Annotated in this window: 25 protein-coding genes and 1 pseudogene; 8 read left to right on the top strand and 18 right to left on the bottom strand. The window is 64.9% G+C overall.

The features are described 5' to 3' along the window. Nucleotides 1-29 precede the first annotated feature (29 nt). Together AX703_RS09395 and AX703_RS09390 are read right to left on the bottom strand one after the other, a co-directional pair. Nucleotides 30-887, bottom strand: coding sequence for a DUF1838 family protein (locus tag AX703_RS09395; protein ID WP_062343754.1), 858 nt, complete (start codon nt 885-887; stop codon nt 30-32). Nucleotides 888-990: 103 nt separating this feature from the next. Beyond that, the gene (locus AX703_RS09390; RefSeq protein ID WP_062343753.1) at nt 991-2,175 is read right to left on the bottom strand and encodes an MFS transporter; all 1,185 of its coding nucleotides are present in this window, start codon (nt 2,173-2,175) and stop codon (nt 991-993) included. A gap of 323 nt (nt 2,176-2,498) precedes the next feature. Between AX703_RS09390 and AX703_RS09385 the strand changes: the two genes are divergently transcribed. Together AX703_RS09385 and AX703_RS09380 are read left to right on the top strand one after the other, a co-directional pair. Continuing rightward, nucleotides 2,499-3,728, top strand: a complete 1,230-nt coding sequence (locus AX703_RS09385) for a class I SAM-dependent methyltransferase (RefSeq protein WP_062343752.1) — start codon at nt 2,499-2,501, stop codon at nt 3,726-3,728. Then, a complete protein-coding gene (locus tag AX703_RS09380; RefSeq protein ID WP_062343751.1) occupies nt 3,725-4,099 on the top strand; it encodes a hypothetical protein in 375 nt (124 codons plus the stop codon). Before AX703_RS09385 ends, AX703_RS09380 begins: the two co-directional genes overlap by 4 nt. Before the next feature lie 143 nt (nt 4,100-4,242). On the opposite strand, the gene AX703_RS09375 is transcribed toward AX703_RS09380, so the two are convergent. The 5 genes from AX703_RS09375 to AX703_RS09355 are packed head-to-tail and all read right to left on the bottom strand — an operon-like array spanning nt 4,243 to nt 8,053. Continuing rightward, complete coding sequence (locus AX703_RS09375; protein ID WP_062343750.1) at nt 4,243-4,749, bottom strand: DUF3237 domain-containing protein; 507 nt, start codon at nt 4,747-4,749, stop codon at nt 4,243-4,245. A 20-nt stretch (nt 4,750-4,769) separates the two neighbouring features. After that, complete coding sequence (locus tag AX703_RS09370) at nt 4,770-5,675, bottom strand: alpha/beta hydrolase (protein WP_062343749.1); 906 nt, start codon at nt 5,673-5,675, stop codon at nt 4,770-4,772. Further along, a complete protein-coding gene (locus tag AX703_RS09365) occupies nt 5,675-6,049 on the bottom strand; it encodes a cytochrome c family protein (protein WP_062343868.1) in 375 nt (124 codons plus the stop codon). Before AX703_RS09365 ends, AX703_RS09370 begins: the two co-directional genes overlap by 1 nt. Nucleotides 6,050-6,080: 31 nt before the next feature. Then, nucleotides 6,081-7,109 carry a DUF3089 domain-containing protein gene (locus AX703_RS09360; RefSeq protein ID WP_062343748.1) on the bottom strand — a complete coding sequence of 343 codons (1,029 nt, stop codon included), beginning with the start codon at nt 7,107-7,109 and terminating at the stop codon, nt 6,081-6,083. Beyond that, the gene (locus AX703_RS09355; protein ID WP_062343747.1) at nt 7,106-8,053 is read right to left on the bottom strand and encodes an alpha/beta hydrolase; all 948 of its coding nucleotides are present in this window, start codon (nt 8,051-8,053) and stop codon (nt 7,106-7,108) included. The genes AX703_RS09360 and AX703_RS09355 overlap by 4 nt, the downstream gene beginning before the upstream one ends. 162 nt (nt 8,054-8,215) lie before the next feature. On the opposite strand from AX703_RS09355, the pseudogene AX703_RS09350 reads away from it, so the two are divergent. After that, nucleotides 8,216-9,193: pseudogene (locus AX703_RS09350) on the top strand (quinone oxidoreductase). On the opposite strand, the gene AX703_RS09345 reads toward AX703_RS09350, so the two are convergent. From AX703_RS09345 to AX703_RS09325, 5 genes are all read right to left on the bottom strand, one after another. After that, complete coding sequence (locus tag AX703_RS09345; RefSeq protein WP_082734507.1) at nt 9,190-9,795, bottom strand: hemerythrin domain-containing protein; 606 nt, start codon at nt 9,793-9,795, stop codon at nt 9,190-9,192. The pseudogene AX703_RS09350 and the gene AX703_RS09345 overlap by 4 nt on opposite strands. An 11-nt stretch (nt 9,796-9,806) precedes the next feature. Next, entirely contained in the window at nt 9,807-11,933 is a 2,127-nt protein-coding gene (locus tag AX703_RS09340; RefSeq protein WP_062343866.1) for a catalase, read from the bottom strand. 193 nt (nt 11,934-12,126) lie between these two features. After that, nucleotides 12,127-12,354, bottom strand: coding sequence for a hypothetical protein (locus tag AX703_RS09335; protein WP_062343746.1), 228 nt, complete (start codon nt 12,352-12,354; stop codon nt 12,127-12,129). Nucleotides 12,355-12,415: 61 nt separating this feature from the next. Next, nucleotides 12,416-13,189 (bottom strand): enoyl-CoA hydratase/isomerase family protein, encoded by a 774-nt coding sequence (locus AX703_RS09330; RefSeq protein ID WP_062343745.1) that lies wholly within the window; start codon nt 13,187-13,189, stop codon nt 12,416-12,418. A gap of 132 nt (nt 13,190-13,321) precedes the next feature. Continuing rightward, the gene (locus AX703_RS09325) at nt 13,322-15,682 is read right to left on the bottom strand and encodes a TonB-dependent receptor (RefSeq protein WP_062343744.1); all 2,361 of its coding nucleotides are present in this window, start codon (nt 15,680-15,682) and stop codon (nt 13,322-13,324) included. A 245-nt stretch (nt 15,683-15,927) separates the two neighbouring features. Here AX703_RS09325 and AX703_RS09320 point away from each other — a divergent pair, with 245 nt between their 5' ends. The 3 genes from AX703_RS09320 to AX703_RS09310 are packed head-to-tail and all read left to right on the top strand — an operon-like array spanning nt 15,928 to nt 19,037. After that, a complete protein-coding gene (locus AX703_RS09320; protein WP_062343743.1) occupies nt 15,928-16,701 on the top strand; it encodes a TIM barrel protein in 774 nt (257 codons plus the stop codon). 33 nt (nt 16,702-16,734) lie between these two features. After that, nucleotides 16,735-18,078, top strand: a complete 1,344-nt coding sequence (locus AX703_RS09315; protein WP_062343742.1) for an MFS transporter — start codon at nt 16,735-16,737, stop codon at nt 18,076-18,078. Between the two features lie 11 nt (nt 18,079-18,089). After that, nucleotides 18,090-19,037, top strand: coding sequence for a ThuA domain-containing protein (locus AX703_RS09310; protein WP_062343741.1), 948 nt, complete (start codon nt 18,090-18,092; stop codon nt 19,035-19,037). A 15-nt stretch (nt 19,038-19,052) separates the two neighbouring features. Here AX703_RS09310 and AX703_RS09305 read toward each other — a convergent pair whose 3' ends face one another. From AX703_RS09305 to AX703_RS09285, 5 genes are all read right to left on the bottom strand, one after another. Next, entirely contained in the window at nt 19,053-19,376 is a 324-nt protein-coding gene (locus tag AX703_RS09305; RefSeq protein ID WP_062343740.1) for a type II toxin-antitoxin system RelE/ParE family toxin, read from the bottom strand. A gap of 14 nt (nt 19,377-19,390) precedes the next feature. Continuing rightward, nucleotides 19,391-19,630: a hypothetical protein gene (locus AX703_RS09300; protein ID WP_062343739.1), complete on the bottom strand. Its 240-nt coding sequence runs from the start codon at nt 19,628-19,630 to the stop codon at nt 19,391-19,393. A gap of 65 nt (nt 19,631-19,695) precedes the next feature. Then, complete coding sequence (locus AX703_RS09295; protein ID WP_156452000.1) at nt 19,696-21,393, bottom strand: bifunctional diguanylate cyclase/phosphodiesterase; 1,698 nt, start codon at nt 21,391-21,393, stop codon at nt 19,696-19,698. A 99-nt stretch (nt 21,394-21,492) separates the two neighbouring features. After that, nucleotides 21,493-23,052: a carboxylesterase/lipase family protein gene (locus AX703_RS09290; RefSeq protein WP_156451999.1), complete on the bottom strand. Its 1,560-nt coding sequence runs from the start codon at nt 23,050-23,052 to the stop codon at nt 21,493-21,495. A gap of 5 nt (nt 23,053-23,057) precedes the next feature. Next, the gene (locus tag AX703_RS09285; protein WP_082013408.1) at nt 23,058-23,900 is read right to left on the bottom strand and encodes a nuclear transport factor 2 family protein; all 843 of its coding nucleotides are present in this window, start codon (nt 23,898-23,900) and stop codon (nt 23,058-23,060) included. A gap of 342 nt (nt 23,901-24,242) precedes the next feature. Between AX703_RS09285 and AX703_RS09280 the strand changes: the two genes are divergently transcribed. Both AX703_RS09280 and AX703_RS09275 read left to right on the top strand, forming a co-directional pair. Further along, nucleotides 24,243-25,235, top strand: a complete 993-nt coding sequence (locus AX703_RS09280) for a TIM barrel protein (RefSeq protein WP_082734525.1) — start codon at nt 24,243-24,245, stop codon at nt 25,233-25,235. Nucleotides 25,236-25,248: 13 nt separating this feature from the next. Next, complete coding sequence (locus AX703_RS09275) at nt 25,249-25,623, top strand: DUF6379 domain-containing protein (protein WP_062343736.1); 375 nt, start codon at nt 25,249-25,251, stop codon at nt 25,621-25,623. Nucleotides 25,624-25,821: 198 nt separating this feature from the next. Here AX703_RS09275 and AX703_RS09270 read toward each other — a convergent pair whose 3' ends face one another. Further along, nucleotides 25,822-26,247: a TspO/MBR family protein gene (locus AX703_RS09270; protein WP_082734524.1), complete on the bottom strand. Its 426-nt coding sequence runs from the start codon at nt 26,245-26,247 to the stop codon at nt 25,822-25,824. Nucleotides 26,248-26,251 lie beyond the last annotated feature (4 nt).

Here is a 26,251-nt window from a genome sequence, read left to right as displayed (position 1 = left end):
CCAATCCGCGCGGGTTCAAGGGCTGGATATCAGCCCTTCGCATCCCACAGCGGCTGCAGGATTGCGCCGGGGTTCGTCAGCATCTCGGGCCGCCGCTCCTGCGTGGCTGCGACGAAAGCGGGCGGCAGCGAGTCCGGCGAGGCGTTCTGGCGGCCGATGCCGGTGGCGGTCAGGTGGCCGGGACGGTCGCCCATCTCCATCCACGGCCGCCACGAACAGACATTGGTAAAGCTCACCTCGCTCGTCACGCGGGTCGCGCCGGGGCGGGCCAGGTCGTGCCGCCTGGCATGGAAGGTATTGCTTTCCGAATAGCGGAAGGGCTTTGCCGCACCGGGGAAGGTGATCGCCGTGCGCGAACGCTCGGTCACCCACACATCGTCGCCGCGCACGTCGAACGGCAGCACATCGTGCTCCATCTGCAGACCCGGGATCTCGCGCGCGATGTGAAACGAAAGGTCCTTGCCGAAGCGGATCTTCGAAGGCGGCATGCCCCCGGTCGGCACCTTGCAGGTCTTGCCGGTGTATGGATTGTCCCATGTCTCCAGCGCCTTGCCGGTCAAAGGATCGGTGAACCAGGCAAGTTCGAAGTTCACCGCCTCGAACCCGTCCGCGACTTGCCGATAGCGCGACCAAACGGCCGAAACCACGGCGAACAGCGGGTCCATCCGGTCTTCCACCACGCCATAATACCGCGCCGAAACCCAGCTGGTGATCAGCCCTTCGTCCAGCGCGCCACGCATCATGATGAAGTTGCGCAACCGCCCCTCGGCGCTCGATACGTCGAGCACGCCATCCCCCTTCACTCCGGTGGAACGGGCAGCCAGGGGCGCTGCAAGCAGCGATCCGGTGACGGAAAGGCCGGTAAGCACATTGCGGCGATCGATCATGGGTATCCTTGTCCACACGGAAGGCAGAAGGTTTTGATGATGCGGCAGGACGCAGTCGTGACGGCAGCGTCGCTGCGTTTGGCCGCAGGCCGGATAGACCGCCTCAGCTCTCGCGATACCGTCCCAGCGTGGCGATCAGGACCACCACCAGCGCCAGCACCACGGCCGAACCGAGCAGCGCCGCGTCATAGCCGCCCAGCGCGTCATAGGCCCTGCCGAACAGCATCGGCCCCAGCCCCGCGCCAAGGCAGAACACGCCCAGCACGCCGCCATATGTCGCGCCGTAATTGGCCAGAGCGGCATAGCGGCCGGTGAAGTAGGCCAGCATGTCAACCTCGGCCCCGGCGGCCAGCCCCAGCATCAGCGCGGCAATGAACACCGGTCCGCCGCCATAGAGCAGCAGCGCCGCAACCACCGGCGATAGCAGGAACAGGGCCGCGACATAGGGCGCGTGGAACCGGTCGAACAGGTAGCCGACGACCAGCCTTGCCACCACCACCGCAACGCCCACGCCTGCCGCAACCTGCGCCGCGTCCGCCGCCGCCATGCCGCGATCCACCAGCATCGGCACGAGATGCACAATCAGCCCAGCCACGATCAGGCCGAGAAGGAAGGCAATCAGCAGAAGCATCAGCGTCTGCCGGTTCACCTCGAACCGCCCCCTCGCCTTGGCGCCTTCGGCAGGGCGGTCCGACGTGCCGACCAGCAGGCTTGCCGGAAGGCCGATCAGTAGTGTCGCCCCCGCCATGACCAGCACCGCCATGCGCCAGCCGCTCGTCGCAAAGACCGGCTCGAGCAGGGCAGGCGCAAGAATTGCCGCCGTGCCGGTGCCCATCAGCATCAATCCCAGGGCGAGGCCCCGCGCGGCATCGAATTTGAGCGAGACGATCCGCGCCCAGATCGCAGGCGTCGTCCCCGCCCCTGCCAGCGACACCAGCAGCCACAGCGCATCCCACGCCACCACCGAATTGCCCGTGCGCGATAGCGCCAGCAAGGCAATCGGCGTGGCGATAAAGCTGGCGAGCGCAATCGGGCGCGCGCCCCAGCGGTCTGCCAGCCAGCCGACCAGCGGGGCGGACAGGAAGATGCCGAACTGCTGGAATGTCGCCGCGCCAGAGACAGCGGCCCGGCTCCAGCCGAATTCCTCCTGGAGCGGCTTCACGAACAGGCCGAGCGAGTAGAAGCCGATGCCCATGGAGCCAACGCCGATGGCCAGCGCCGCGGCGAGAATCAGCGGCCAGCCCCGCGCCAGCTCGCTCCGGGCTGCGGGCGTCAATCCTGTGGCCATTGCTATTCCCTCATGCGCTTCAGATGACGATCTTGGCCGCGCTTCTGGCAGGCGCGAAGGCCGGCAACAATACGAACAAAACCCCCGCGCGATCGGACCGCGCGGGGGCAGGATCGAGCAACGGTTGAGAGGGCGTTGCTCAGGATTTCCTGTTCCTGCAACTTGCACGAATCTGTAGTTACAGGATGACCGGCAAGCGGGCAGCAAGCACGGCAGCAGTTGATGCTATCCGCCACGCGGTCAGCGGTCCGAGGCAGGCCTTGCCCTGTATGGGTGGCAGGCCCCATGCAGGACCTGCGCAAATGCGAAGCGGAGTCGCTTAGATGCTCAATACGTTCCAGCAGGCCGATCATCCCGCCCTGCCCAAGGCCAATGCCGACGAAGCCGCAAGGCAGGAGTTCACCAAGAGCTTCAAGGGCTTCATCCAGTCCACCCTCCTGCCCGGCCTCACCCCGATCTACCAGACCCGGGTGGCCCGCCAGTTCGAGAAGGAGCACGGCCGCGCCCCGGCAGACCGCCGCGACATTCGCAACGGCATGGTCGGCGACATCTATTTCCAGCACTATGCCGCCGCCAACCGCATCGCGCAGGAGCTGCTGTGGGAATCGGTGAACGGCTCGGTCGATCGCCAGCTGCCCGAACTGATCGAACAGGCCAGGGCGCTGTCGGCCTCGACCAAGGCCCAGCTCGTCATCCCCGAGGGCTTCACCCCGCCGCGCTATGTCACCGCGCTCGACATTCACTGCATGCCCGGCGGCTATTGCAGCGAAGTGTGCGAGGACGACGTCTCGGTCGGCGCGCTCTACGATCGCGGCGTCTATCTCTATTCGATGGGCTATACCGGCCCCAACAATGACGACATGGGCCGCTCGGTGGTGAACTACATCAAGCGCCACATGCCCGATTTCAAACCGCGCCGCATTCTCGACATGGGCTGCACGGTCGGCCATTCGACCCTGCCCTACAAGGAGCTGTTCCCCGAAGCGGAAGTCTGGGGCATCGACGTTGGCGGGCCATGCGTGCGCTATGCCCATGCCCGCGCTGCCGGCTTCGGCCTTGAGGTCAACTACGCGCAGATGAGCGCGGAGGAAACCACCTTCCCCGATGCACACTTCGATCTCGTCGTCAGCCACATCCTGCTGCACGAAACCAGCGGCAAGGCGATGCCGAAGATCTTTGCCGAGGCGCACCGCGTGCTCGCGCCGGGCGGGCTGATGATCCACGCCGACCTGCCGCCGTTCGACCTGATGGACCCGTTCACCCAGTTCATCCTCGACAACGAGACCTGGTACAACAACGAGCCGTTCTGGGGCGCGATGCGCGACATGGACCAGATCGCGCTGGCCGAAAAGGCCGGGTTCGACCGTGCGGACGTGAAGTTCGATACAGCGCCCATGGCGGTGATGGAATTTGCCGCCGCCGCCGAAGGCTACAGCCAGGAAGCCAGCGAGGCCGTGGCCGAGCGTGAATTCACCGCGGGCGAATTTGCCCCCGGCGGCGGCTGGGAAGTGCTGATCGCCCGCAAGCCGCTCGAAAAGCAGATGGCAGCATGACCGGAACCGAAACTATGACCGAACGCCCCCACGTCATCCGCCACGCCCGCGGCAAGCGCCCGGAATTCTACGAAACCCCCGGCCTCGATCACGTCATGTCGATGGTCATAGTGCTGGCCAACGAAGTCTCGGTCCTGCGTGACCGCATGGACAGCGCAGAGCGCGTGGCCAAGGCATCGGGCATTGATCTTGCCGCCGGCATCGAGACGCTCGAACTCGATCAGGCCGCGCTGGAAGAGCGCGAGGAGCGCCGCCAGGATTTCCTGCGCCGCCTGTTCTATCTCCAGCTGAAAGACGCCGACGAAGCCGCCCAGGCCCAGACCGCCGAGGGCTTCAATGCGACGATCGCGGAAATCGCGCTTCAGGATTGAGGGGGTTCGAACCCCATATCGTCCACCAAACCACCCCGGGCTTGACCCGGGGGCCCGCTATTTTCCCAGCCACAGCGCCGGAACCAAAAAGCGGGACCCCGGGTCAAGCCCGGGGTGACGAGGAACTTTGGTTCGCGAAGCCCTCAATTCACGCGGTAGAACCGGATTCGCACCGATGGGACCTTGGCATCCCCCGGCACCAGCGCGCCGATGAAGGTCTGGCGGTTGAGCCAGTCGTACTTGCCATTCGGCGCCTCGAACACGGCGTGTGTCCGAACCGGCACGGGCTTGCCTTGCGCATCGCGGCAGGCAGTCGCGGTGTTGACGATGTTGATCACCACGCCGTCGTCGGTCTTTAGGAAATAGTCGGCCTTCAGCTGCACGCAGCCATCGGGGCGGATCAGTTGCCAGTCCCACCCGCCGGGCATGACCGCGCCACTGATCCCCGGGCCGCTGAACGTGCCGCCGGTAATCGGAATGATGTTGCGCCCACCCAGCGGCGTCGTGCCGGGAGTGACACTCTGGGCGAGAAGGACCTCTTCCTCGAACACGAATTCGAGCGAGGGCTCGGGCATCGGAGGCTTGTCAGCCGCAGATGCGGATGCTGCGCCCACAAGGGCCAGAATGGCCCCGGCAAATCCAGATTTCATGCTTTCTCCCGCCAATGCTCCTACTTGCGCAAGAGCATCACCGGCAGGCGGTCTGTCAACATTGCATCGAGCCGCTTGGCCGCAGCTTTCTCGCCCCGCCCGTAAGCGTCGACAAACAACGCCGATATCCGCGCCGCATCTGCCAGCCGATCCAGCTGCTTCGGCCCCGGCAGATCATAGCGGCAGATCGCGCCGCCGAAGTAGTGGTCCACGCCTTCGAGCACGAGGCCATAGCGATTTCCGCCCGGCGCTGCCGCCTCATAAGGCACGAGATGGCCGCGCCAGCCGTCGCCATCGGTGCTGGTGATGCCCGGCACGATGTCCTTGGTGCCAGTCTGGACCACCGCCGGGACCGCAATCTTGCCATAACCTTCGGCCGTACATAGCACCGGGATCGGCGCGGGCGGACTGTACGCCACCACCGCGCGCGCATTGGGATCGCGCATCGGGCCGCTCCAGCCTTCGGGCGGAACTGCCGCCGCGCCGCCCATGGTCAGCGCTACCAGGCCGCCATAGGAATGCCCGGCCGCGATCCAGGGCCGCTTGCCAACGTGGGCAGACAATGCGCGCATGTCCTCAAGCCGCGCCTTCCAGCTGGCGAGGCCGGGATAGTCCTTGGTGTGCGGATGCTCGATCGAATCGACGTGCAGCGGGGCGAGGATGTGAAAACCCGCCGCCAGCCAGGGCGCGAAGAGCGCCTCATAGAACCGCGGCGAGGACGCGGCGCCATGGCTGAACAGCACCAGCGCCTTTGCCTTGCCCCGCGGCTTCCACTCGCTCACCCGGATTTTGCGCCCGCCCGGGCTGGCCAGCGTGAACTGCCGCTCTGCCGCTGGCCTTCTGGCCATCGCGTCCAACCGGGCCGAGGCGACCAGCGCCCCCGCCCCGACCAGAAGACCGCGCCGATCGATCGGGAGTCCGGCCATCAGGGCATCGGTTTCTTGAGATAGGCGATGATCGCTGCGCGCTCGGCCGCGTTGGGCACGCCGCCAAAGGCCATCGAGGTGCCTGGGATCACCGCCGAAGGACGCGCCAGCCACTTGTCGAGCGTGGCCGGGTTCCACACGATGGCCGCACCCTCGGCCTTCATCGCCGCCGAATAGCGGAAGCCGGGAACTGTGCCCGCCTTGCGGCCGACCACGCCGAACAGGTTCGGGCCGATCTTGTTCGGCGCACCCTTGGCGATCGAATGACAGGCCACGCACTTGAGGAACGCACGCTTGCCCGCGGCGGCATCCTGCGCCTGTGCAGGGGCCGCAAGAACGAGGGCGGTAGCGAGGGGGGCAACAAACTTCAACATTGCAGTCTTTTCCATTGTTTGCAGCGCGCGATCAACGCGAACCGTGCGCCTTGAGCCAAGCCTTGGCACGCAGCGCGGCATTGGCGGAAATATCGGCCCAGAACAGGCCGACGTCGTGATAATGCATCGAGCCGCCCGGCAGCGGCTTCAGGCCCAGCGATGGCGCAGGCCAGACGGTAAGCAGTCCATCGCGGCACTCGGCGGCGACTGCGCTGGCCTTGAGCGGGCCCATCGCGCCCAAGCCCGGATCACCGGCAACTGCGCCCTTCGCCTCGGCAGAAAGCGACAGCCCACGGCGCGTGTCGAACGTGACGGGGTTCACGCAAAGCGGCTTGCCGCCATCCTTCCCACCATTCTGCGCGGCAAATGCTCCGGCATAGGCCCTGAGCGTGGGTCCGTTGTCGCTGCCCGCCAGCACTGCGTTCCACTGCACGAAGCACCCGGTCTGCGCGGGGCTTTCGCAAAACGGAATGCCAGCCAGCCGCGGGCTGAGATCACCCTCCATCAGGTTGATGCCGATGACATAGGCCGCCACCATGCGGCCCTGCAGCTTGGTGCCCTTGATCCGCTTTTCCAGCAGCGAGGTCGTATGCGCCCCGCCCTGGCTGTGCCCGGCGAGGATGAAGGGGCGGCCCTTGTTCTCATGGGCGAGATACCAGTCGAACGCGCGCTCGATGTCGGAATAGGCCAGCGCAAAGGCCTTGTCGCGATTGGCAGGATCAGCCAGCGCCTTGGTCGTTGCAGCGCGATAGCGCGGCGCGAACACCCGGCAGCACGCCGAAAACGCGCTTCCCTGCCGCTGCACCGCGCTTTCCTCGGTCCACTTGAGCACTGCGGGATCGAGCGGATCGTGGTTGTAATCCGTCTGCGAGCGCGTCGTCGTCGGGTGAATCCAGAACACGTCGACGCCGCGCAAGCCCTTTGGCGCTGCCATGTCCTGCGGCCGGCTGTCCACCGCGCTCCAGTAGCGCGCTTGCGCATAATCGGGCACCGGCACATCGGCCGACGCGGGCGTTGCCATCGCGGCGAGCGCCATGCCGAGCAGCGTCACCAACCTCATTTGCGTGCCATCTCGGCATCCAGCCACCAGCCGAACTGCTCGATCCAGTGATCCGCCGTCGTGCCGCGCGTTGCCATGCCGAAACCGTGTCCCCCCCGCTGATAGAGGTGCAGCTCGGGCCGATACCCTGCGGCAAACAACCGGTCGTAGAAGGCACGGAAGCCCTGATCCACGGCCATGTCATCCTGCGCCATGACCATGAACATCGGCGGCAGGCGGCCCGGCGCCGGGGTCGGTGGCGGCAGCAGCCATGGCTCCTTTGAAGTGCCATGCGCGGAAGGAAGGTTTGCGGGCGGAATCGGCGGCGTCGGCCCGAACGGCATGCCATAGATCAGCGCGGCGAAATCCGGGCGCTCCGCCGGGTTGGGCGCAAGCATCGTCATCCCCGCGACATGCCCGCCCGCCGAAAAGCCCATCACGCCTACGCGGTGCGGATCGATCTTCCACTTCGCCGCATTGGCGCGGACGATGCGCAACGCTTCCATCCCGTCCTCGACGCCGGGAATGCCGCCCACGCCCGGCGCGAGCGTTGCCTGCACGCGCTGCCGCATCGCCTCGTTGGTCTCGCCCGGAGGGGATTGGATCAGGCGGTATTTCAGCACGAACGCCGCCACCCCGCGCGCCGCCAGCCAGCGGGCCACGCGCGTGCCTTCGTGGTGGATTGCCAGCAGGCGAAAGCCGCCACCCGGCGCGATAACCACCGCCATGCCATTGGCCCTGGCCGGATCGGGCAGGAACGGCTGCAGCGTCGGCACGGTGACGTTCCACACCTGCTCGCCATTCTCGCGCAGGTCTTCGCGCACCGGCACCTTGGCGAGGCCGGGCCATCCCTTCATCGAAGGCACGCCAGCGGGCCACACCGGCATCGGCGCAATTTCGCCCTCTTGCGCCAAGGCTGGCAGCGAAAGCAGCAGGGCAAGGCCGGCAAGGACGATCCGCAGCATCCACGCTTCTCCGGAAGGTTCGAAAGCGGGGACAGTGGCAATGCGCGCGCCTGCGCAGCAGGCCTGCGTCGCCACTATCCGCCCATCGGTCAGCGGTTTGCAAAGCGCGGCATCGGCGGTCTAGGGTCGGCCAAACCGTTCGCCATCCAAGGAGAGCCCCCCATGCACGCCAAAGCCGTCCGCCTCACCGCCACCGGCGGCCCGGAAGTTATCGCGTGGGCGGATATCGACCTGCCTGCACCGGCTGCGGGCGAAGTGCTGGTCGAACATACCGCTGTCGGCCTCAACATGATCGACACCTACCACCGTGGCGGGCTCTATCCGATCCCGATTCCCGGCGGCCTGGGCGTGGAAGCGGCAGGGCGCGTGGTTGCGGTGGGCGATGGCGTTACCGCGTTTTCTGCAGGCGATCGCGTCGCCACCTTCGGGCCGGAACTTGGCGCCTATGCCACGGCGCGCATCTATCCCGAAGGCGCACTGTTCAAGCTGCCCCATGCCATCAGCGATGCGACCGCTGCGGCCGCCATTCTCAAGGGCTTCACCGTCGAATTCCTGGTCGAGCGCTGCGCACAGGTTCAGCCGGGCTGGCCGGTGCTGGTCCATGCCGCAGCGGGCGGCGTCGGTCTGATGCTGGTGCAGTGGCTCAAGCACATCGGCGCCACGGTGATCGGCACCGTCTCCACGCCTGAAAAGGCCGAGATTGCACGCGCTGCCGGTGCGGACCACGTGATCGACTATTCGCGTGAGGACGTCGGCCCGCGCGTGCGTGAAGTGACGGGCGGCGCCGGCGTGCGCGTGTCTTTCGATGGCGTGGGCAAGGACACCTGGGAAGCCAGCCTCGATTCCACCGCCCGGCGCGGGCTGATCGTCAGCTATGGCAACGCCTCCGGTCCGGTCAGCGGTGTCGCACTTGGCACATTGTCGCAAAAGGGTTCGCTGTTCGTGACCCGCCCGACGCTATATCATTATTACGCCGACCCTTCCGAACGCGCGGCGTGATCGGCGCGGGTGTGGGACATGATCGCCAGCGGAGCGATTGCCGTGACCATTGGCCAGACCTACCCGCTCGCCGAAGTCGCCCAGGCGCACCGCGATCTCGAGGCGAGGAAGACCACCGGATCGACGGTACTGATGCCTTAGGCGATATCGTTGATCCTCAGCCTCGGCTTCACTTCCGCCGCCGCCTTTTCCGCCTCCTTGCGCCGCTCGAACACGGCCAGCATGTGCTTGCGGTCGGCAGCGGTCAGGATCTTCTCGCTCTCCACGAACTGCTCCTGCTCCTCCTCGCGGATATGGTGCAGGTATTCATGCTTGAGCGCGGCAAAGCGTTCCAGCCACTTGGGCGTGCCCATGTCGCGCGCGGCAAGATCGTCGAGCATCTTGTCGATGTCCTTGTGCTCGGCCACGGCATGGCGGGCGAACTCGGTGGTTTCCGGGTTGCGCAGCACGGTTGACCACAGCGCCTGCTCTTCAGCGGCAGCGTGGCCCTTCAGTTCATAGACCAGCTCCTCGAACAGCGCCTGGGCATCATCGCCCTTGCCGCCGGTCGCCTCGAGCATGGCCAGCAGCGCACGGTGCCGGTCATGGTCCTCGATCAGCCGCCCGAACACGTCGGGCAGGCCACGCAGGTCCGTCGCCGGGGTCTGCCCGATCTGCGCCGGGACGTCAGGAGCAATCGCCTTGGCCTTGGCGATAGCCTTCGCCTTGGCCTCGGCAGGCTTCATCTTGGTCACTGTCGCCATCTGTCGTCTCCTCAGGCGAGATCGCGGATCTTCGGCTCGCGCGCGAAGTGGCGCACCGGCCCCACTTCCAGCAACTTTTCGTTCGGCACCACGCCTTCGTCCGGCTCCACGCCCGCCTTCTCGAGGATGACCTTGGTGCCATTGCAGTGGGCAATGGTCTTGCAGTGGCCATAGGCGTCCATGAACCACTGCACCGCCGCGCCCTGCTTGCTGAGCTTTTCGGCTTCCGCCGGCATCAGCACCGAAGCCACCGCATCGAACAGGACAGAGGGCGAGCCATCAAGCTTGCCATCGGCCTTGAGCGTTCCGCCCTTGACGGACAAGCCGCCAACCTTGGGCGCAACCAGGAACACCGATCCGCCCGCCGCTTCGACGCCCGCCTTCAGCTTGTCGATCGTCGCCTTGTCCGATCCTTCGGCAAAGAGGATGCCGACCTTGCGGCCCTCGAAGGTCATCTTCGCCTGCTTCTGGATCGACAGCGCGTCCGATGGCTTCATCTCCACCGGCTCGCGCGCGGCAGGCGCCTTCTCGGGCAGATCCATGGCCAGACCATCAGCCACCCGCGCGGCCAGATTCTCGTCCACGTTGCGCAGGCGCGAAAGCACGCGCATCCGCACATGCTCCATCGCACACTTCGAAAGCTCGAACACCAGCGCCGAGGCCATGTGCGCCTGCTCGTTCTCGGTCTGCGAGTGATAGAACAGCGCCGCCTGGCTGTAGTGATCGGCGAAGAGTTCGGCGCGCACGCGCACCTTCTCGGTCGGATCGTTGCGTTCGCCGTTCTCGCGGAAGGAAGTGAAGCCGGTGTCGGGGCAAGCGCGCGGGCCGCTGTCCTCGCCCGCCTCGTTGAGCGAGTTGGGTTCGTAATTGGCGCGTCCCGTCGGCACCAGCGTCTGCATCAGGCCATCGCGCTGCATGTTGTGGAACGGGCACTTGGGCGCGTTGACCGGGATCTGGTGGAAGTTGGTCGTGCCAAGCCGCGATTTCTGCGTATCGAGGTACGAGAACAGCCGCCCCTGCAGCAGCGGATCGTTCGAGAAGTCGATGCCGGGGATGACATTGCTCGGCAGGAACGCCGACTGTTCGGTCTCGGCAAAGAAATTGTCGACATTGCGGTTCAGCGTCATGCGCCCGATGATCTCCACCGGCACGTCCTCTTCGGGGATCAGCTTGGTCGCGTCGAGCACGTCATAGGGCTGTGCTGCGGCGAACTCCTCGTCGAACACCTGCACGCCCAGGTCCCATGCCGGGAAGCTGCCTGCAGCAATGCTTTCGAACAGGTCGCGGCGGTGGAAATCGGGATCGGCCCCGGCGATCTTCACCGCCTCGTCCCAGATCAGCGATTCCATGCCCAGCACCGGCTTCCAGTGGAACTTCACGAACTTGCCCTCGCCCGCAGCGTTGACGAAGCGGAAGGTGTGGACGCCGAAGCCCTGCATCATGCGCAAGGTGCGCGGGATGGCACGGTCGCTCATCGCCCACATGATCATGTGCATGGTCTCGGGCATCAGGCCCACGAAGTCCCAGAACGTATCGTGGGCGCTCGCTGCCTGAGGATAGCCGCGATCGGCCTCCATCTTCACCGAATGGACCAGGTCGGGGAACTTCATCGCATCCTGGATGAAGAACACCGGGATGTTGTTGCCAACCAGATCCCAGTTGCCTTCGTCGGTATAGAACTTGACCGCAAAGCCGCGCACGTCACGCGGGGTGTCGATCGATCCGGCACCACCGGCCACGGTCGAAAAACGCACGAACACCGGGCAGGTCGTGCCCTCCTTCTGGAACAGGCCCGCCTTGGTCAGTTCCGGGATCGCCTTGGTCACCTCGAACACGCCATGCGCGGCAGAGCCACGGGCGTGGACGATGCGCTCGGGAATGCGCTCATGATCGAAGTGGAAGATCTTCTCGCGCAGGATGAAATCTTCCAGAAGCGTCGGCCCGCGCGCGCCCGCCTTCAGGCTGTTCTGGTTGTCCGACAGGCGGTGGCCGAAGTTGTCGGTAAGATAGGCCGCGCCATCGGCTCCGGCGGTAGCGTCCTGATGCGTTTCACCGGCATTGCCGGTCTGCGTGGCATAGGCGCCCTGCCCGGCCCCCGGCTGATGATCGGCAAGCGCATTGTCGAGCGCGGGAGACATCGAGGACGATTCATTGGTGGTCTTGCCGGTCTTGGCCATGGCGCGTGTCCTTGGGTTGCGCGCACGGGTGCGGGGCGCAGGAACACTGCGCCCGCCCGTTCACGCGGGAAATATGAGGAAAGTCGGTTCCCGAGGGTGGACCGCCGCGCGCCGGGAGGGGGGAAGAGCGCGCGACGGTCCGAGGGGAACGGGATCAATACGTGCGTGTCGTGCCCGAAGCGGCCTGGCGGGCCTGCTTCTTCTTCATCGCGCGCGATACGGCCCAGGTGCCGCCGGCGGCTGCCAGCATGCCCAGTGGCCCCATGCGCCGCATGACCGTGGCCGCGGCAACGCCGATCAGCGCGCCGGTGCCTTCGCTCATGCCGGGGGTGCGATCGGCAATCTTCTTGCCGACCACTGCGGAAATGATCTTGCCTATCATGGATTACCTCTTTGGAACCCTTCCAGAACCGCGCGGGCCGGACTTGGTTCCAAAGGGCGTGCTATCTGCCGAAGAAGGGCTTTCGCTTCTTGACAAAGGCGGTGGTGCCTTCGCGGAAATCCGCGCCTTCAAACGCCGAGGCGAACACCTGCAAGCTCTCGGCGTCATCGCCCACCTGCCCGTCGAGCACGTTGCGCACGAAGCCCTTGATCGCCTGCGTGGAAAAGGGCGATGCCGCCAGCAATTGCGCGACCAGCGCGTCCTCGCTCGCGGCCAGTTCCTCGACCAGCCCGACGTCCCTCGCCTCCTCTGCCCCCAGCAGCATGCCGGTAAACAGCATCCGCCGCGCCTGTCCCGGCCCGACGAGATCGACCAGCAGCTTCACGTCATGCAGCGGATAGACCAGGCCCAGCCTGGCCGGCGTGATGCCGAACCGCGCCTCAGGCCCCGCCACGCGGATGTCGCAGGCCAGCGCGATGCCGCAGCCGCCACCCACGCAATCGCCCTCGACCATTGCCACGGTCGGCAGGCGAAAGCGGGTCAATTCGTATTGCGCGCGGTTGATCGCGGTCTGGTTTGCCGCGCGCCATGCCGCATCGTCCTTGTTGGCGAGCAGTTCGGCAATGTCGGCGCCAGCGCAGAACGCGCCGCCATTGGCGGATTTCACCACCAGCACCCTGACGTCCGGATCGGCGTCGGCGTCGGCCAGCAATTCGGGCAGACGCTGCCACATCGCGATGTTGAAGGCGTTGCGCTTGTCCGCCCGGTCGATCAGCAGGCGCGCCACCGCGCCATCGCGTTCCAGCCGCAAGGTTGTACCCGCCTCGTCACCCATCGCGCATCCCCGATCGTCGTCCAACCCGAGCCGCTCTGGACGCGCAACCGTCGCTTGGCAATATCGTGACGCCCAATGAAAAGAGGCGGACCTTGCGGCCCGCCTCTTCTGTCCGTCAGGCGATCACGCCGATCAGAAGTCGACGCTCAACCGCACGCCATAGGTGCGCGGCGCGGCGAACTGCCAGTTATAGATGTCGTCCGGCCCGGCCACGGTGAACCCGGCATAGGTCAACGGACGGGTGTTCTCGATGTTGCGGACAAAGCCCTGCAGGCTGAAGCGCTTGTTTTCCGGCGCATAGGTCAGCGACAGGTCGGTCTGGGTAAAGGCCGTCTGCTTCGAATCGCGGTAGTTGAACACGTCGCCGAAGTACGCGCTCTTGAAGGTGGAGAACACGCTGGCCGTCAGGCTGCCCATGTCGCCCAGCGGGATCACCTTGTCGTAGGCCAGAGTGATCGTCCACTCGGGCGTCATCGGCGGGGTGTTGCCGGCAAGGTTGGGCTGCGTGACAACGCCCGGCGTCGTCTCGAGGTTGCCGACCGTCAGCTCGCCGTTGCCGCCGCTCGGACGGCAACCCGAGCCGCTCACGCAGAACACCGGGATTGCAGTCAGGAGCTGCTGGTACTCGGCGTTGACGTAGTTCGCCGTGGCCGAGAACGTGTCGTTGTCCGAAAGCTTGATCACCGCTTCGGCTTCGACGCCCCAGATCCTCGCCTTGCCGGCGTTGAAGATCTGGCTGCCCTTCGTCGTATCGAGCAGCACGCCGACCTGCAGGTCCTTGTAGTCATAGTAGAAGCCGGCAAGGTTGAAGGTGTGCTGCGACGATGCGCCGAAGTTCTTCTTCAGGCCTGCTTCGTAAGCCGTGTTGGTTTCCGGCGCATACTGGCCGACTGAATCGAAGCCGCCCGCCTTGAAGCCGGTCGAAACCTTGCCATAGATCAGCGTATCGGCATCGGGCTTGAAGTTCACGCCGGCCAGCCAGGTCAGCTTGTCCGCTTCCGAACCCAGCGTCAGATTGCGCAGGGGCGTGCCGGGGTTGGTCGGCCGGACGTTGCCGGTGTTGAACAGCGGGTTGGACGGATTGGCAATCGCACCGCCATGGTCGCGATAACGGGCAGAGCGCTTGTCATCGGTATAGCGCAGGCCGGCCACGATCGTGAACTCGTCCGAAAGCTTCACGTCGGTCTGGCCGAACACCGCCCAGCTGCGCGACTCCACGTTGCGGAAGAAGTAGTTTACGTATCCGCCATTGGCGCCGAGCAGGAACGGCGGCGGCGGCAAGCGAAAGAGCCCGCGCTCCACGTCGAGCTTCTCGTTGAAGTAGAACGCGCCCGTCTGCCAGACCAGCAGGTCGCTCTCGCCATTGAGGCGCAGCTCGTGGCTGTGGGTCTTGGTGTTGCCGACAAAGGTGTTGAAGCGATAGGCGGGCGAAAGGCCCAGCGCGGAAAGCGCATCGGTCTCGCGGAAGCCGCCGGTGTAGGTCACGGTGGCGGCGCCGAAATCATAGGCGATGCTGCCGCGCACGGCGGTGGACTTCAGGTCGTTGCTGCCAAGGCCGCTCGCCGGTGCATTGTAGGTCGAACGGTCGACGTTGGCGAGATTGTTGGTCAGCGCCGGAATGCACTGCGTACCCGGAACAGCGGGGGCAATCTCGACCCAACCGGGGTTGGCGGCGCAGCCCGCTCCCGGCGAGTTGCCGGCCGCGTTGAAGTTCATGAAGGCCTGGGCAGGAACGACGATGTCCTGCTCCACCCGCTCGACCGCCGCGTTGATCTTCAGGCCCGAGACCGGCTCGAGCCGCAGGCTCAGACGGCCACCCCAGGTGTTGTCATCGCCACTGCGCTGGTCGATGTTCGGGTGGTAGTTGTAGCCATCGCGGTCGGAGTAGATGCCCGATGCGCGGATGCCGCCGATGTCGCCCAGCGGCACGGTGACGCCGCCCTCGGCGATCACGTGGTTGAAGTTGCCATAGCTCAGGCTGCCGTTGGCGGCAAATTCGCTGCCGGGCTTGCGCGTGATGAAATTCACCGCGCCGCCGGTGGCGTTGCGGCCATAGAGCGTGCCCTGCGGCCCGCGCAGCACTTCAACGCGATCGAGGTCGAAAAGCGCGGCATTCAGCACGGTCGGGCGATTGATGTATTCGCCATCGATGTTGATGGCGATGGCCTGGTCCTGCGCCTCGTCGTTGCTGTTCGAACCGATGCCGCGAACGGTGACGCGGGTCAGCACGGTATCGTTCACGATCTGGACGACCGGCGCCACGCGCTGGAGCGAGACGAGATCGGTCACGCCCGAAGCCTTGAGCGCCTCGCCGCTGACCACGTTGATCGCGATCGGCACGTCCTGCACGTTCTGCGACCGGTTCTGCGCGGTCACGATGATGACATTGGGGTCGGCAGCCTCGTCTGCTTCGCTTTGCGCCAGAGCCGCCGAAAACGGCACGATGCAGCCTGCGCCGCACAGCAGCAGGAACTTGAATCCATTCGATTTCATCTGGTTTTTCCTCCCAAAACTTGTTCGCCGCCGATTCGGCCGGAATGCGAAGGCTTATTCTGGAATATAGATTCTATTTGTCAAACCCCGGTCTGCATTATGTCTTAGTGTTGCTGTCGCATTCGGCGGAGCCCTCTTGACCTAGGCCCGCGAGAATGCGAACATGCATTCCAATAAAGTAGCGGCCCTTTCTGCCGCCAGGCAAACGCACCGCATGGTGCGGGGCCGCCGATTGGGAGATCGACGTGCCTGCTGCTTACCCTCTTTCCTCCTGCATCGAATGGCAGTTCGCCGAAGCCGGTGACCTCGCCGAGCGCATCCGCGCCGCCAAGGCTGGCGGTTTCGATCTGGTCGAGTTCCACCTCTGGCGGGACAAGCCCGTCGAAGCGATCGGCGCAGCCCTTGCTGAAACCGGCGTCACGCTCACCGGCATCTGCGTCGATCCGCGCCGCTCCATCGTCGATCCGGCCGAACGCGCCGAGATGGTGCAGGCCGTGGCCGAAACCATCGAAGCCACTGCCCCCCTCGGCAAACCACCGCTGATCGTCGCATCGGGCTTCAAGGTCGAAGGCATGAGCGAGGAAGACCACTTCGCCAACGCCGTCGCCGCATTGAAGGAAGCCGCCGCGCTTGCGGAAGCAGCATGCGTCACCCTCCTGCTCGAACCACTCAACACCCGCCTGTTCTCGGCAATGTACCTCGTCAGTACCACGCTGGGGCTGGACCTCATCGAAGCGGTTGGCAGCCCCAATCTGCGCCTGCTTTACGATGTCTGGCACAGCGCCGTGATGGGCGAGGATATTGCCGACGTTCTGAAAGGCCGCATCCACCTCGTCGCCCATGTGCAGGTGGCTGACATGGACGACCGCAACGAACCCGGCACCGGCACGGTTGACTGGGGCCATGTGATGGGAACGCTCGAAAGCCTTGGCTACAAGGGCAGCATCGGCATGGAGTATTTCCCCACCCTGCCGATGGACCAGTCGCTCGAGCTGACCCGCAAGACGCTGGCGCTCTGAGCAAACTGTAACGCTGCGGTCCGGGAGAGGGATGTGGCAAACGAAAAGTTGAGCTTCGCCGAACGCCTCAGCTACGGCATGGGCGACATGGGCACCAGCCTTGCCTACAACATGGCCAGCGGGTTCCTGCTGTTCTACTACACCAATGTCGTCGGCATGCCGGCGGCAGGGGTGGGTACCATCTTCCTGATCGCGCGCCTGCTCGATGCCATCATCGATCCGGTGGTCGGCATCATGGTCGACAAGACCCGCAGCCGCTGGGGCCGCACGCGCGGCTATTTCCTGTTCACCGCCCTGCCCTATGCGCTGCTCACCGTCGCGCTGTTCCACGTGCCCGACTGGAGCGACAGCGCGCAGCTGGTCTATGCCTTCGTCACGTTCAAGGCCTTGGGCATCCTGATGTCGGTCCAGGCGATCCCCTATACCGCGCTTATGCCGATGATGACGCTGGACCCGAAGCAGCGACTCAAGCTGTCCGGCATGCGCGGCGTCGGCACCTCGATCTCGGTCGTGCTCGGCACCGCTGCCGTCATGCCGCTGGTCGGGGTTTTCGGCGGGGAAGACCAGAACAAGGGCTTCCAGTACGTCGCGATGCTCTTTGCCGCGATCGGCTTTGCCGCAACGCTCGCGCTCTTCGCCAATTGCAAGGAGCGCTTCGAGGACGGCTCCTCGCCCGATTTCGCCGTCGGCCCGGCGGTAAAGGAAATGCTGCAAAACAAGGCCTGGCTCGTCGTCTTCGCCTCGTGCCTGCTCTATTTCATCCGCTTCGGCCTGATGATGAGCGCGACCGCCTATTTCGCGATCGACGTGATGCGCCAGCCCTGGCTGATCTCGGTCATGCTGCCTGCCGTCTCGGGGATGCTGCTGCTGTCCTCGTTCGTCGCCCCGCCGATCCTTGCCCGCACCGGCATCAGGAAGGGCAGCGCCTTCGTCCTCGCGCTCGCCGCCGTGATCTTCGCTGTGCTCCCGCTGGCGCAGGACAACACTGCCGCCTTCCTCAGCCTCTACATCGCCGCCTGCCTTGCTACGTCCATCACCATTACCGCCGCCTTCGCGATGATCGCCGAGACAGTGGATTACCATGAATGGAAGTTCGGCACCCGGCGCGAGGGCCTGCTTTCGGCAGGCATCAGCCTCTCCACCAAGGTCGGCATGGCAGTGGGCACCGCAGGCTTCGCCTTCATGCTCGGCGCGGCAGGCTATGTGCCCGATGCCGTGACTGATGCCGCGCGCGAAGCGATCCGCTGGACCTACTACGGCAGCGCCGTCGTCCTGCTCGGCCTGCAGACCGTGGTCGTCCTGATATGGCCGATGGACGGCCTGCACGAAACCATCCGCAACGACATCGCCGCGCGCCAGCCCGCAGCGGCGGAATAAGGGAGAACCTCATGAAGAAGATCACAGCCGCCCTGCTTGCGGCCTGCATCGCCGTGCCTGCCGCCGCGCAGGTCATCGTCACCATCGATTACCGCCCGCCCGAAACCGTGCAGCGCGTCGCCATCCCGGTGAACCCGGCCGAGAACCGCCTCAAGGTCCTCATCATTTCGGGCCGCAATTCCTACGAGCATGACTGGACCGGCGTGAACAACATGCTGCGCACCATGATGCAGGATACCAAGCGCTTCGACGTTCGCGTGACCGAGGATTTCGACAACGGCACGCTGGAAACGCTAAAGCAGTACGACGTCGTCCTGCTCAACTATTCCAGCCGCTGGAACTATGCCGATCCGGTGCAGAAGGTGTGGTCGGACAGCGCCTTCAAGGCGCTCTACCAATACGTGCGCGAAGGCGGCGGGCTCGTCGCCTATCACTCCAGCTTCACCTGGGGGCGGGACATACCCGAATACAAGAAGCTGATCGGCGGCGCGATGGAACCCGGCACCAGCCGCCGTGCCCCTCCGGGTGCCTTCCCCGTCCATCTGGTTGACCGCACCCACCCGATCACTGCGGGCATGCGCGAATTCATCTGGACCTACAACGACGACATGTACACCAACATGGGCATGGACCCGGATGCGAAGATCCACGTCCTCGCCACCGCCCACGATTCCGCCGCCGCCTATGACCCGAAGCTGACCGGCCCCAAGTATCCCGCCGCCGCCTATACGCCCGAAAAGCTCAAAGCCATGAAAGGCATCGACGCCGATCACCCTCAGGTCTGGACCGCCGACTACGGCAAGGGCCGCGTCTTCTCGATCACGCTTGGCCACGATGAAGTCTCGCTCCACTTCCAGCCGCTGCAGACCCTGATCCTGCGCGGCACCGAATGGGCCGCCACAGGCAAGGTCACCTTGCCCGTACTGGAAGAAGCGAAGGACTATCCGACCAGGCCCTGACCGCGGCTTGGCAATTCACGCTTCTGGATCGGCGGCGAGCCATGCAGGGATGTCGCTCTGCAGATGAAGCAGGCGGAGGATTTCGATGCGATCCTCCGCCACAAGATAGAAAGCCGCCCAGGGAAATCCCTTTACGCTTCTCGAACGAAGACCCGGCACCGACAACTCGTAAGCCCACCGCGGTGAACCTCCGTTCGGCGCACGGGCGACCGACGCATATGTATCCTGCAATCTGTCGACAAAGCGCAGGGCAACATCCAGCCCGGCTGTCAGGGCATAGTCTTCCGTAGCGCGCCGGGCATCCTTGTCTGCCAGCTCATGGAAAACCAGACGGCGCATCGGCCCGCTTCTGCTCAGCTGCCGACGCTGTCCCGCGCCAGCTTTCGCAATCCGTCGAAGTAGGCCTCATCCACCTCGCCCGCAATTGGCGAGGCTGCGCCATCCAGAATCATCCCCCGCAGTCGCTGCACGTCCTGGTCCTTGCGGATCAGCTCGCGGACGTATTCGCTGTTCGTGCCGAACCCCCGGTTTGCAACCTGGGCGTCAACGAAAGACTTCAAGGCGTCTGGCAGCGAAATGTTCATCGAAGACATGCCGCCAAGATAGATTGCATGGCAAAAAATGGCAACCTACCCCTCTCCCAGCCTGCCGCGCTGCCCTACCTTGCAGCAGCCACCCGCGCTTGCGGAACGGGCGCGAACAGGCGCACGATCTCGTCCGCCGCAACGGCCCGTCCATAAAGGAACCCCTGCGCTTCCTTGCAGCCAAGTTCGCGCAGCACCCGTTCCTGCTCGCGCGTTTCCACCCCTTCGGCGATCACTTCCAGGCCAAGCGTGCGCGCCATCTGCAGCACCGCATCGACAATCGCGGCGTCCGCATCCGAACGATGGATCGCCTCGACAAAGCAGCGGTCGATCTTGAGCCGATCCAGCGGATAGCGCTGCAGCAGGCTGAGCGAGGCATACCCGGTGCCGAAATCGTCGAAGGCAATGTCCACCCCCAGCGTCTTCAGGCGCTTGAGCATCGTGGCAACTTCATCGTTGTGCTTGATCACGATATTCTCGGTGATCTCGATTTCCAGCTGCGTGGGTGAGATGCGGTGCTTGCGGCAGGCCTCGCCGATCACGCCATAGAGCCGGGGCGAGCGCAACTGCGCCGCAAACAGGTTCACCGCCATGCGCACTTCGCCAAGCCCGGCGCTGCGCCAGGCACTGGCCACGCGGCAGGCCTCATCGATCACCCAGTCGCCCACGTCCTCGGCTACAACGCTGTCATCCAGCACGGACAGGAAGGCATCGGGGTGCAGCAATCCGAACTGCGGGTGCTTCCAGCGCAGCAGCGCCTCCACGCCCAGCAGCGCCTTGTCTTCGAGCGAGACCTGCGGCTGGAAGTGCAGCACGAACTGCCCTTGCGGCAAGGCCTCGCGCAGTTCCGCCCCCAGCCTCTGGCGCTGCTCCGAGCGGTTGTGCATCGTCGGCAGGTAATACTTGCGCTGCGCCCCGTGCTCGGCCTTGGCGCTGTAGAGCGCAAGGTCCGCGCGCGACAACAGCTGGTCCACCGTCGATGCATCCTTCGGCGCCAGCGCGATGCCGATGCTGGTGCCGACAAACACGTTCTTGCCGTTGATCTGGAACGGGGTGGCGAGACTTTCGAAGATTGCACGGCACAGCGAATCGATCCGCAGCGGATTGCTGCAATCGGACAGGACGATGGCAAACTCGTCGCCGCCGAACCGCGCCACCATGTCGGCATCGCCCACGCAGCCTTCGATCCGCCGCGCCACATCAGCCAGCAGCAGGTCGCCTACGCTATGGCCCAGCGTGTCGTTGATGTCCTTGAACCCGTCGAGGTCAAGCAGCATCAGCGCGCAGGAGCCGCGCGCGATCGCTTCCTCCAGCCGGGCGTTCAAGGCATTGCGGTTGGGCAAGGATGTCAGCGTGTCGCAGTGGGCGAGATGCTCGAGCCGACGCTTGGCCGCCTGCCGATCGGTGATGTCGCGGATCAGCGCGCCGAACATCGGCTGGCCGTTCTCCTCCCACATCGACAGCGAAAGGTCGACCGGGATTTCATGTCCGTCGGCATGGCGCACCAGCATCTCGATGGCCTTGCCCGCCAACCGCGCCTTGCCGCTCTTTACGGCGCGGGCCAATCCCGCCTCGTGCGCGGCGTGGTAGCGCTCCGGCATGATGATCGTCAGCGGCTTGCCGATCGCCTGCTCCGCGCTGAAGCCGAACAACTGCTCGGCCGCGGAATTCCACGAAAGGATCAGGTTGTCAGGCCCGGCGCAGATGGCGGCAGTAGCGGACCGCGCAAGCATCTGCGCATAGCGTCCCGGCGTGGATCGTCCCGTCGGCAAGGCGTTCTCCGTGGCTGAAAAGAAACCCGAGGGCAAAATCTCAGGCTCTACTTACGACCAGGAACCTAAACTATCGTCGCCACACTAACGTATTGTTACTTAAATCAATCCCAGCTTGCCACCACTTGCAGCATAGGCCTTGAACGCCTCGAGGCGTTCGGGCGAGGATACCGCCGGCCGCATCGCTTCACGGTCCCCCAGCCCCATCACGCCGCTCGTCGTCGGGCCGACCTTGGCCCAGCCCTTGCCCGGCGCGCCGCTGCGCATGAAGGCCAGCAGGCGGTCCTGCCACTGCCGCACCACGCGCCCCTCCGCCGCCGTCCACGCCCGATCGCCGATCCCGATGTTGCCGAACACATAGGGCAATTGCGAAGAGTGGAAGGCCCCCCACGATTGCCCGCCCCGCACCGCCGGGTAGGCATGATCATAGACATAGGCGAAGACCGGTTGCCGCGCACTGCGGGTGCGCTCCTTCGCCCACAGCAGCAGTCCTGCCATGTAGCGATCGCGCGCGATCAGCGTGTTCGAAGCAATCGCTTCCGCCTCGGTCGCATGGGGATAGAGCGCCAGCAGACGGTCCGCGAACGCGCCATAGCGTGCCCGCACCGCCGCCTCGAACTGCGCCGGCGTCCGCACCGAAGGATCGATCATCTCGGCACTATTGTACCCGGTGATCAAGGGCACCGGGCTAACCACCGGGCCGCTCGCCCGGACCGGATCGAACGGCACCACCTTGCCATCGACATTGGGCACGAACCGCAGCGGCGGTGGACCGCTGCTGGCGCCCGGCACATAGCGCGTCGCCTCGATCAGCGCCTCGCCAGAAACCTCGCGCATTTCCGCGATGCTCGCCTTGCCCAGCTTGGCCGCAAGCTCTGCCCCGATCTGCTCGTTCTTCGCCAGCGGCGGCACATCCACTGCCATGCTGGCGCCGCTGAAGGCGATCGCCTTGTCGAACAGGCCCTTGGCCATCGGTGATACCATCAGGTCCGCCACCGAAGCCGCGCCCGCGCTCTCGCCCGAAACGGTCACGTTGGCCGCGTCGCCACCGAATGCCGCAGCATTGGCGCGCACCCATTTCAGCGCGGCGATCTGATCCAGCAGTCCGTAATTGCCCGAAGACCCCAGCGGCGATTCCGCCGTCAGCGCCGGATGCGCCATGAAGCCCAGTACGCCGACGCGATAGTTGATCGTGACGACGACCGCGCCCCGCGCGGCAAGCTTCGCCCCGTCATAGATCGGCAGGCTGCCCGCCCCGCCGCCAAAACCGCCGCCGTGGATGAACACCAGCACCGGCAACTTCTTTACCGCATGCTGCGGACGCCAGATATTGAGCGTCAGGCAGTCCTCGCTCATCGGCGGCGCGGCAAGGAACTCAGCTGTATAGGGGCCCCACGGCGCCGGTACGCCCTGCTGGCACACCGGCCCGAACGCAGATGCCTCGCGCACGCCTTGCCACGGAGCCGCCCCCTGCGGCTCGCGCCAGCGCAGCGGCCCCACCGGCGGCGCGGCATAGGGGATGCCGAGGAAAGCCTCGGCGCCCCCCTTCACCGTCCCGCGGACCGCGCCGCCGCTGGTCGCCACCACGGTCTGCGCAAAGGAGACGTTCGCCGCAAAAGCAAGGGCGAACGCCCCGACAGGGCCCGCGATCCGCATCATGCCGGTCAGTACTCGAAGGTTTCGCTGAAGGTGCGATACGGTTCGGGCGGACGCGCCTCGAGCTTCTGCGAGGTATCGGTGCGGTAGGTGTTGGAAAGCACCGTGGCGGGCCCATCGACCTTGGGCATGAACACCGGCTTGCCGTCCTCGCCCACATACATCAGGTCAACGTTGAAGGCATCGTCCTGAGCGACAGCAGCAAAGGGAATCCAGCCCATGCCATAGGGCGCGCGGGCCACCTCGAAGCAGTGGAAGTGCCAGATTTTCCACTGGCCGTCCTGCTTGATGAAGTCGACCCCGTACTTGAGGTAGACGTTGTGCATCCACACCTTCTTGCCCTGCACAAGGTCCTTCTCGAACATCCAGGCAGGCATGTTCTTGGCCTTGTCGACATCGACCAGGCCCGATTCCAGCCCGTTGACGATCCACAGGCCCTTGGCGGTCTGGCCATCGCCAGCCACTTCGATCACCGGCGTCGTCACATAGTGGAACACCAGCTTGCTGACCGGCGCGGGACGGCCCTGGTGGTAGGACATGATCTTGTCCCAATCGGTGTAGACGCCAAGGTTGCTGTACTGCGAGCGCACGCCCGGCGTGCCCTTCTTCGCCCACAGCGGGATGATGTCGGTATCGCGGAAGGCATTGTGCAGGTACATGTAGCGCGAGAACAGGTTTTCCACCGCGGCCCGGTCGCGCGCGCCTTCGACCTGCGCCTTCAGCACCTGCATCTCGGCCTTGATCGCGGCCAGATCGTCCTTTGCAGCGGCCGGACCTGCCATTACCGGACCTGCCAGCGCGGCACTTGCCAGAAGGCCGATCATGGCCCGGCGCAACGTCTTTGCGTTCATCTCCATCTCCCTTTGCAGTCTTTTCGGGCAGCACCGCATCATGCGCGGCATCGCGGATTCAGAATAAGTATGGTGATTCTAAAACGATGGTCAAGCAGGACTTGACGGGCGCCGCATATTGTTAGAATATCCATTCCAATAAGGGGCGGCAGACCCCAGGAGAGAGCGAAAGGCCTGCGCTATCTTGCACGCCCCTTCCCGCCCTGTCCGCAACGCTAACTCGGCATTTCGATCGAGCCTGTGCCGGCTATCCGCAACAACCCCGCCAAGAGGTGACGTGTGTCCAAGATCAAGAGGGGCGTGAGCCTCTATTCCTACCAGAACGAGACCTTCCAGGGTAAGATGACCCTCGAGGACTGCATCCGCACCAGTGCCGAACTCGGCGCCAAGGGCATCGAGGTCATCGGCGAACAGTCGTTCTGGGGCTGGCCCGAATATGGCGTGGCCGAAGCCGAGATCGAAAACTGGCACCGCATGATCGCGCAGTACGATTGCACCGCCGTCTGTCATGACTTCATGCTGGATTACAAGCGCTACAAGGGCCGCCTGATGCCCTTGGAAGAGCAGGTCGCCAGCGTGAGGAAGGACATCGACTTCGGCGCCCGCCTTGGCGCGAAGTACATCCGCGCCCTCGTCTCGATCGCGCCCGAAGTGCTGGTTGCCGCCGCGCCTTATGCCGAGGAAAAGGGCATCAAGATCCTGATCGAGGTCCACGCCCCGCTGCACTTCGATCACCCCTGGATCATCCGCCACGCCGAAGCCTTCGAGAAGTCCGGTTCGGACGCGCTCGGCTTCCTGCCCGACATGGGCATGTTCCTCCACGCCTTCCCGCCGGTGTTCACTGAACGGTTCATGCGGCTTGGCGTGCCGAAGAACATCGCGGATTACATCGTGAAGGCCTATGAAGACCGCGTTCTTTCGGAATACGTCATCCTGAACGTGCAGGAGATGGGCGGCACCGGCCCTGCCATCGCCATGGCCGAAACCATGCGCCACAACGCCGCCTATGAGCCCAAGCGCATGCTCGACTACATGCCGCGCATCCACAACATCCACGGCAAGTTCTACCAGATGAACGAAGACTACGTGGAGCCCTCGATCCCCTACGACAAGATCGTCGAAGTGCTGAACCAGGGCGGCTACGACGGCTACATCTGCTCGGAATACGAAGGCAACCGCTGGATCGAGGACGCGCAGGAGCCGGATTCGGTCGAACAGGTCCGCCGCCAGCAGGTCATGCTCGCCCGCCTTCTCGGCGAAGCGCAGGACCCCGCGATCAAGACCTCGCCCACCGCTTGCGCCGATGCGGAAGCCATGGCCGAAGCGGCAGAATAAGGAGACTCTTCCCATGATGGACAACAAGATGATCGTCGAGGGCAGCCTCCGTAGCGAGAACGGCGGCTTTTCCTTCCTCGGGCGCCTGCCCTATTACCGCGGCCTCGGCCTCTCGATGATCGAGGACATCCAGGTCACCGTCGACGGCGTCGTGCAGCCGCGTGAAACCGTGCGCTTCTCCGCCCACGGCAACACCTACACGCTCGACGAGATGGAAACCGTCTACGACGATCGCTGGAACTTCGGCGAGAAGGCCCGGATCATTGGGCTCAACGGCGGACTTGCTGCAGGCGATCACCAGATCACCTTCGCCGTGCGCTACCGCGTCTCCTACCTGCCCTTCGTGCCCACCACGAAGGATACCAAGGACCTGGCGCTCGCCGCGTGACAAAAACCCGGCGTCCCCGCGCCTGAATGGATTTTGGAGCGGGGACCTCGGTGTTGCAACGGAACGCAAAAAAGGGGGACGGTGCGATCGCTCGCGCCGTCCCCTTGAAGTTCAGGAACTCTGACTGGCAGAGCCCTTCGGGTCGCAAGGGCTGATTAGCTCGCTTCGTCGCAGAAGAATGTGCGACAATTCACACGTCTACGAGATTTCTCTCACGTCCCCGAAAGGCCGGTTCAGCCGCACGATGACAAGGTTGAGGCAGGCGGCAAAACTCACCCACGCAAGATAGGGCACGATCAGCCAACTCGCCAGCACCGAGAACGGCCGCAGCATGACGCACAGCGCCAGTACCGAAAGCCAGAGCGGCACCACCTCGATCAGCGCCCAGTCGGGCCGCTTGCGCGCAAAGAAAAGCGGCGACCACAGGAAGTGGCACACGAAGTTCACGGCGAACAGCGCGATGACCGTCATCCGCCCGGCCTCGTCACTGGCACCATCCCAGCTCAGCACCGCCGCCCAGGCGGCAAGCCCCAGGATCACCGTCCACGCCGGGCCGAACAGCCAGTCGGGCGGCTGCCACGAAGGCTTCTTCAGATTGCGATACCACGGCCCGATCTCGGTCAGGACC

This window comes from Novosphingobium sp. CCH12-A3 (genome assembly GCF_001556015.1).
GTDB lineage: Bacteria > Pseudomonadota > Alphaproteobacteria > Sphingomonadales > Sphingomonadaceae > Novosphingobium > Novosphingobium subterraneum.
Note: the sequence above shows the minus strand (reverse complement) of the source record. Positions and strands in the feature narration are given on the sequence as shown.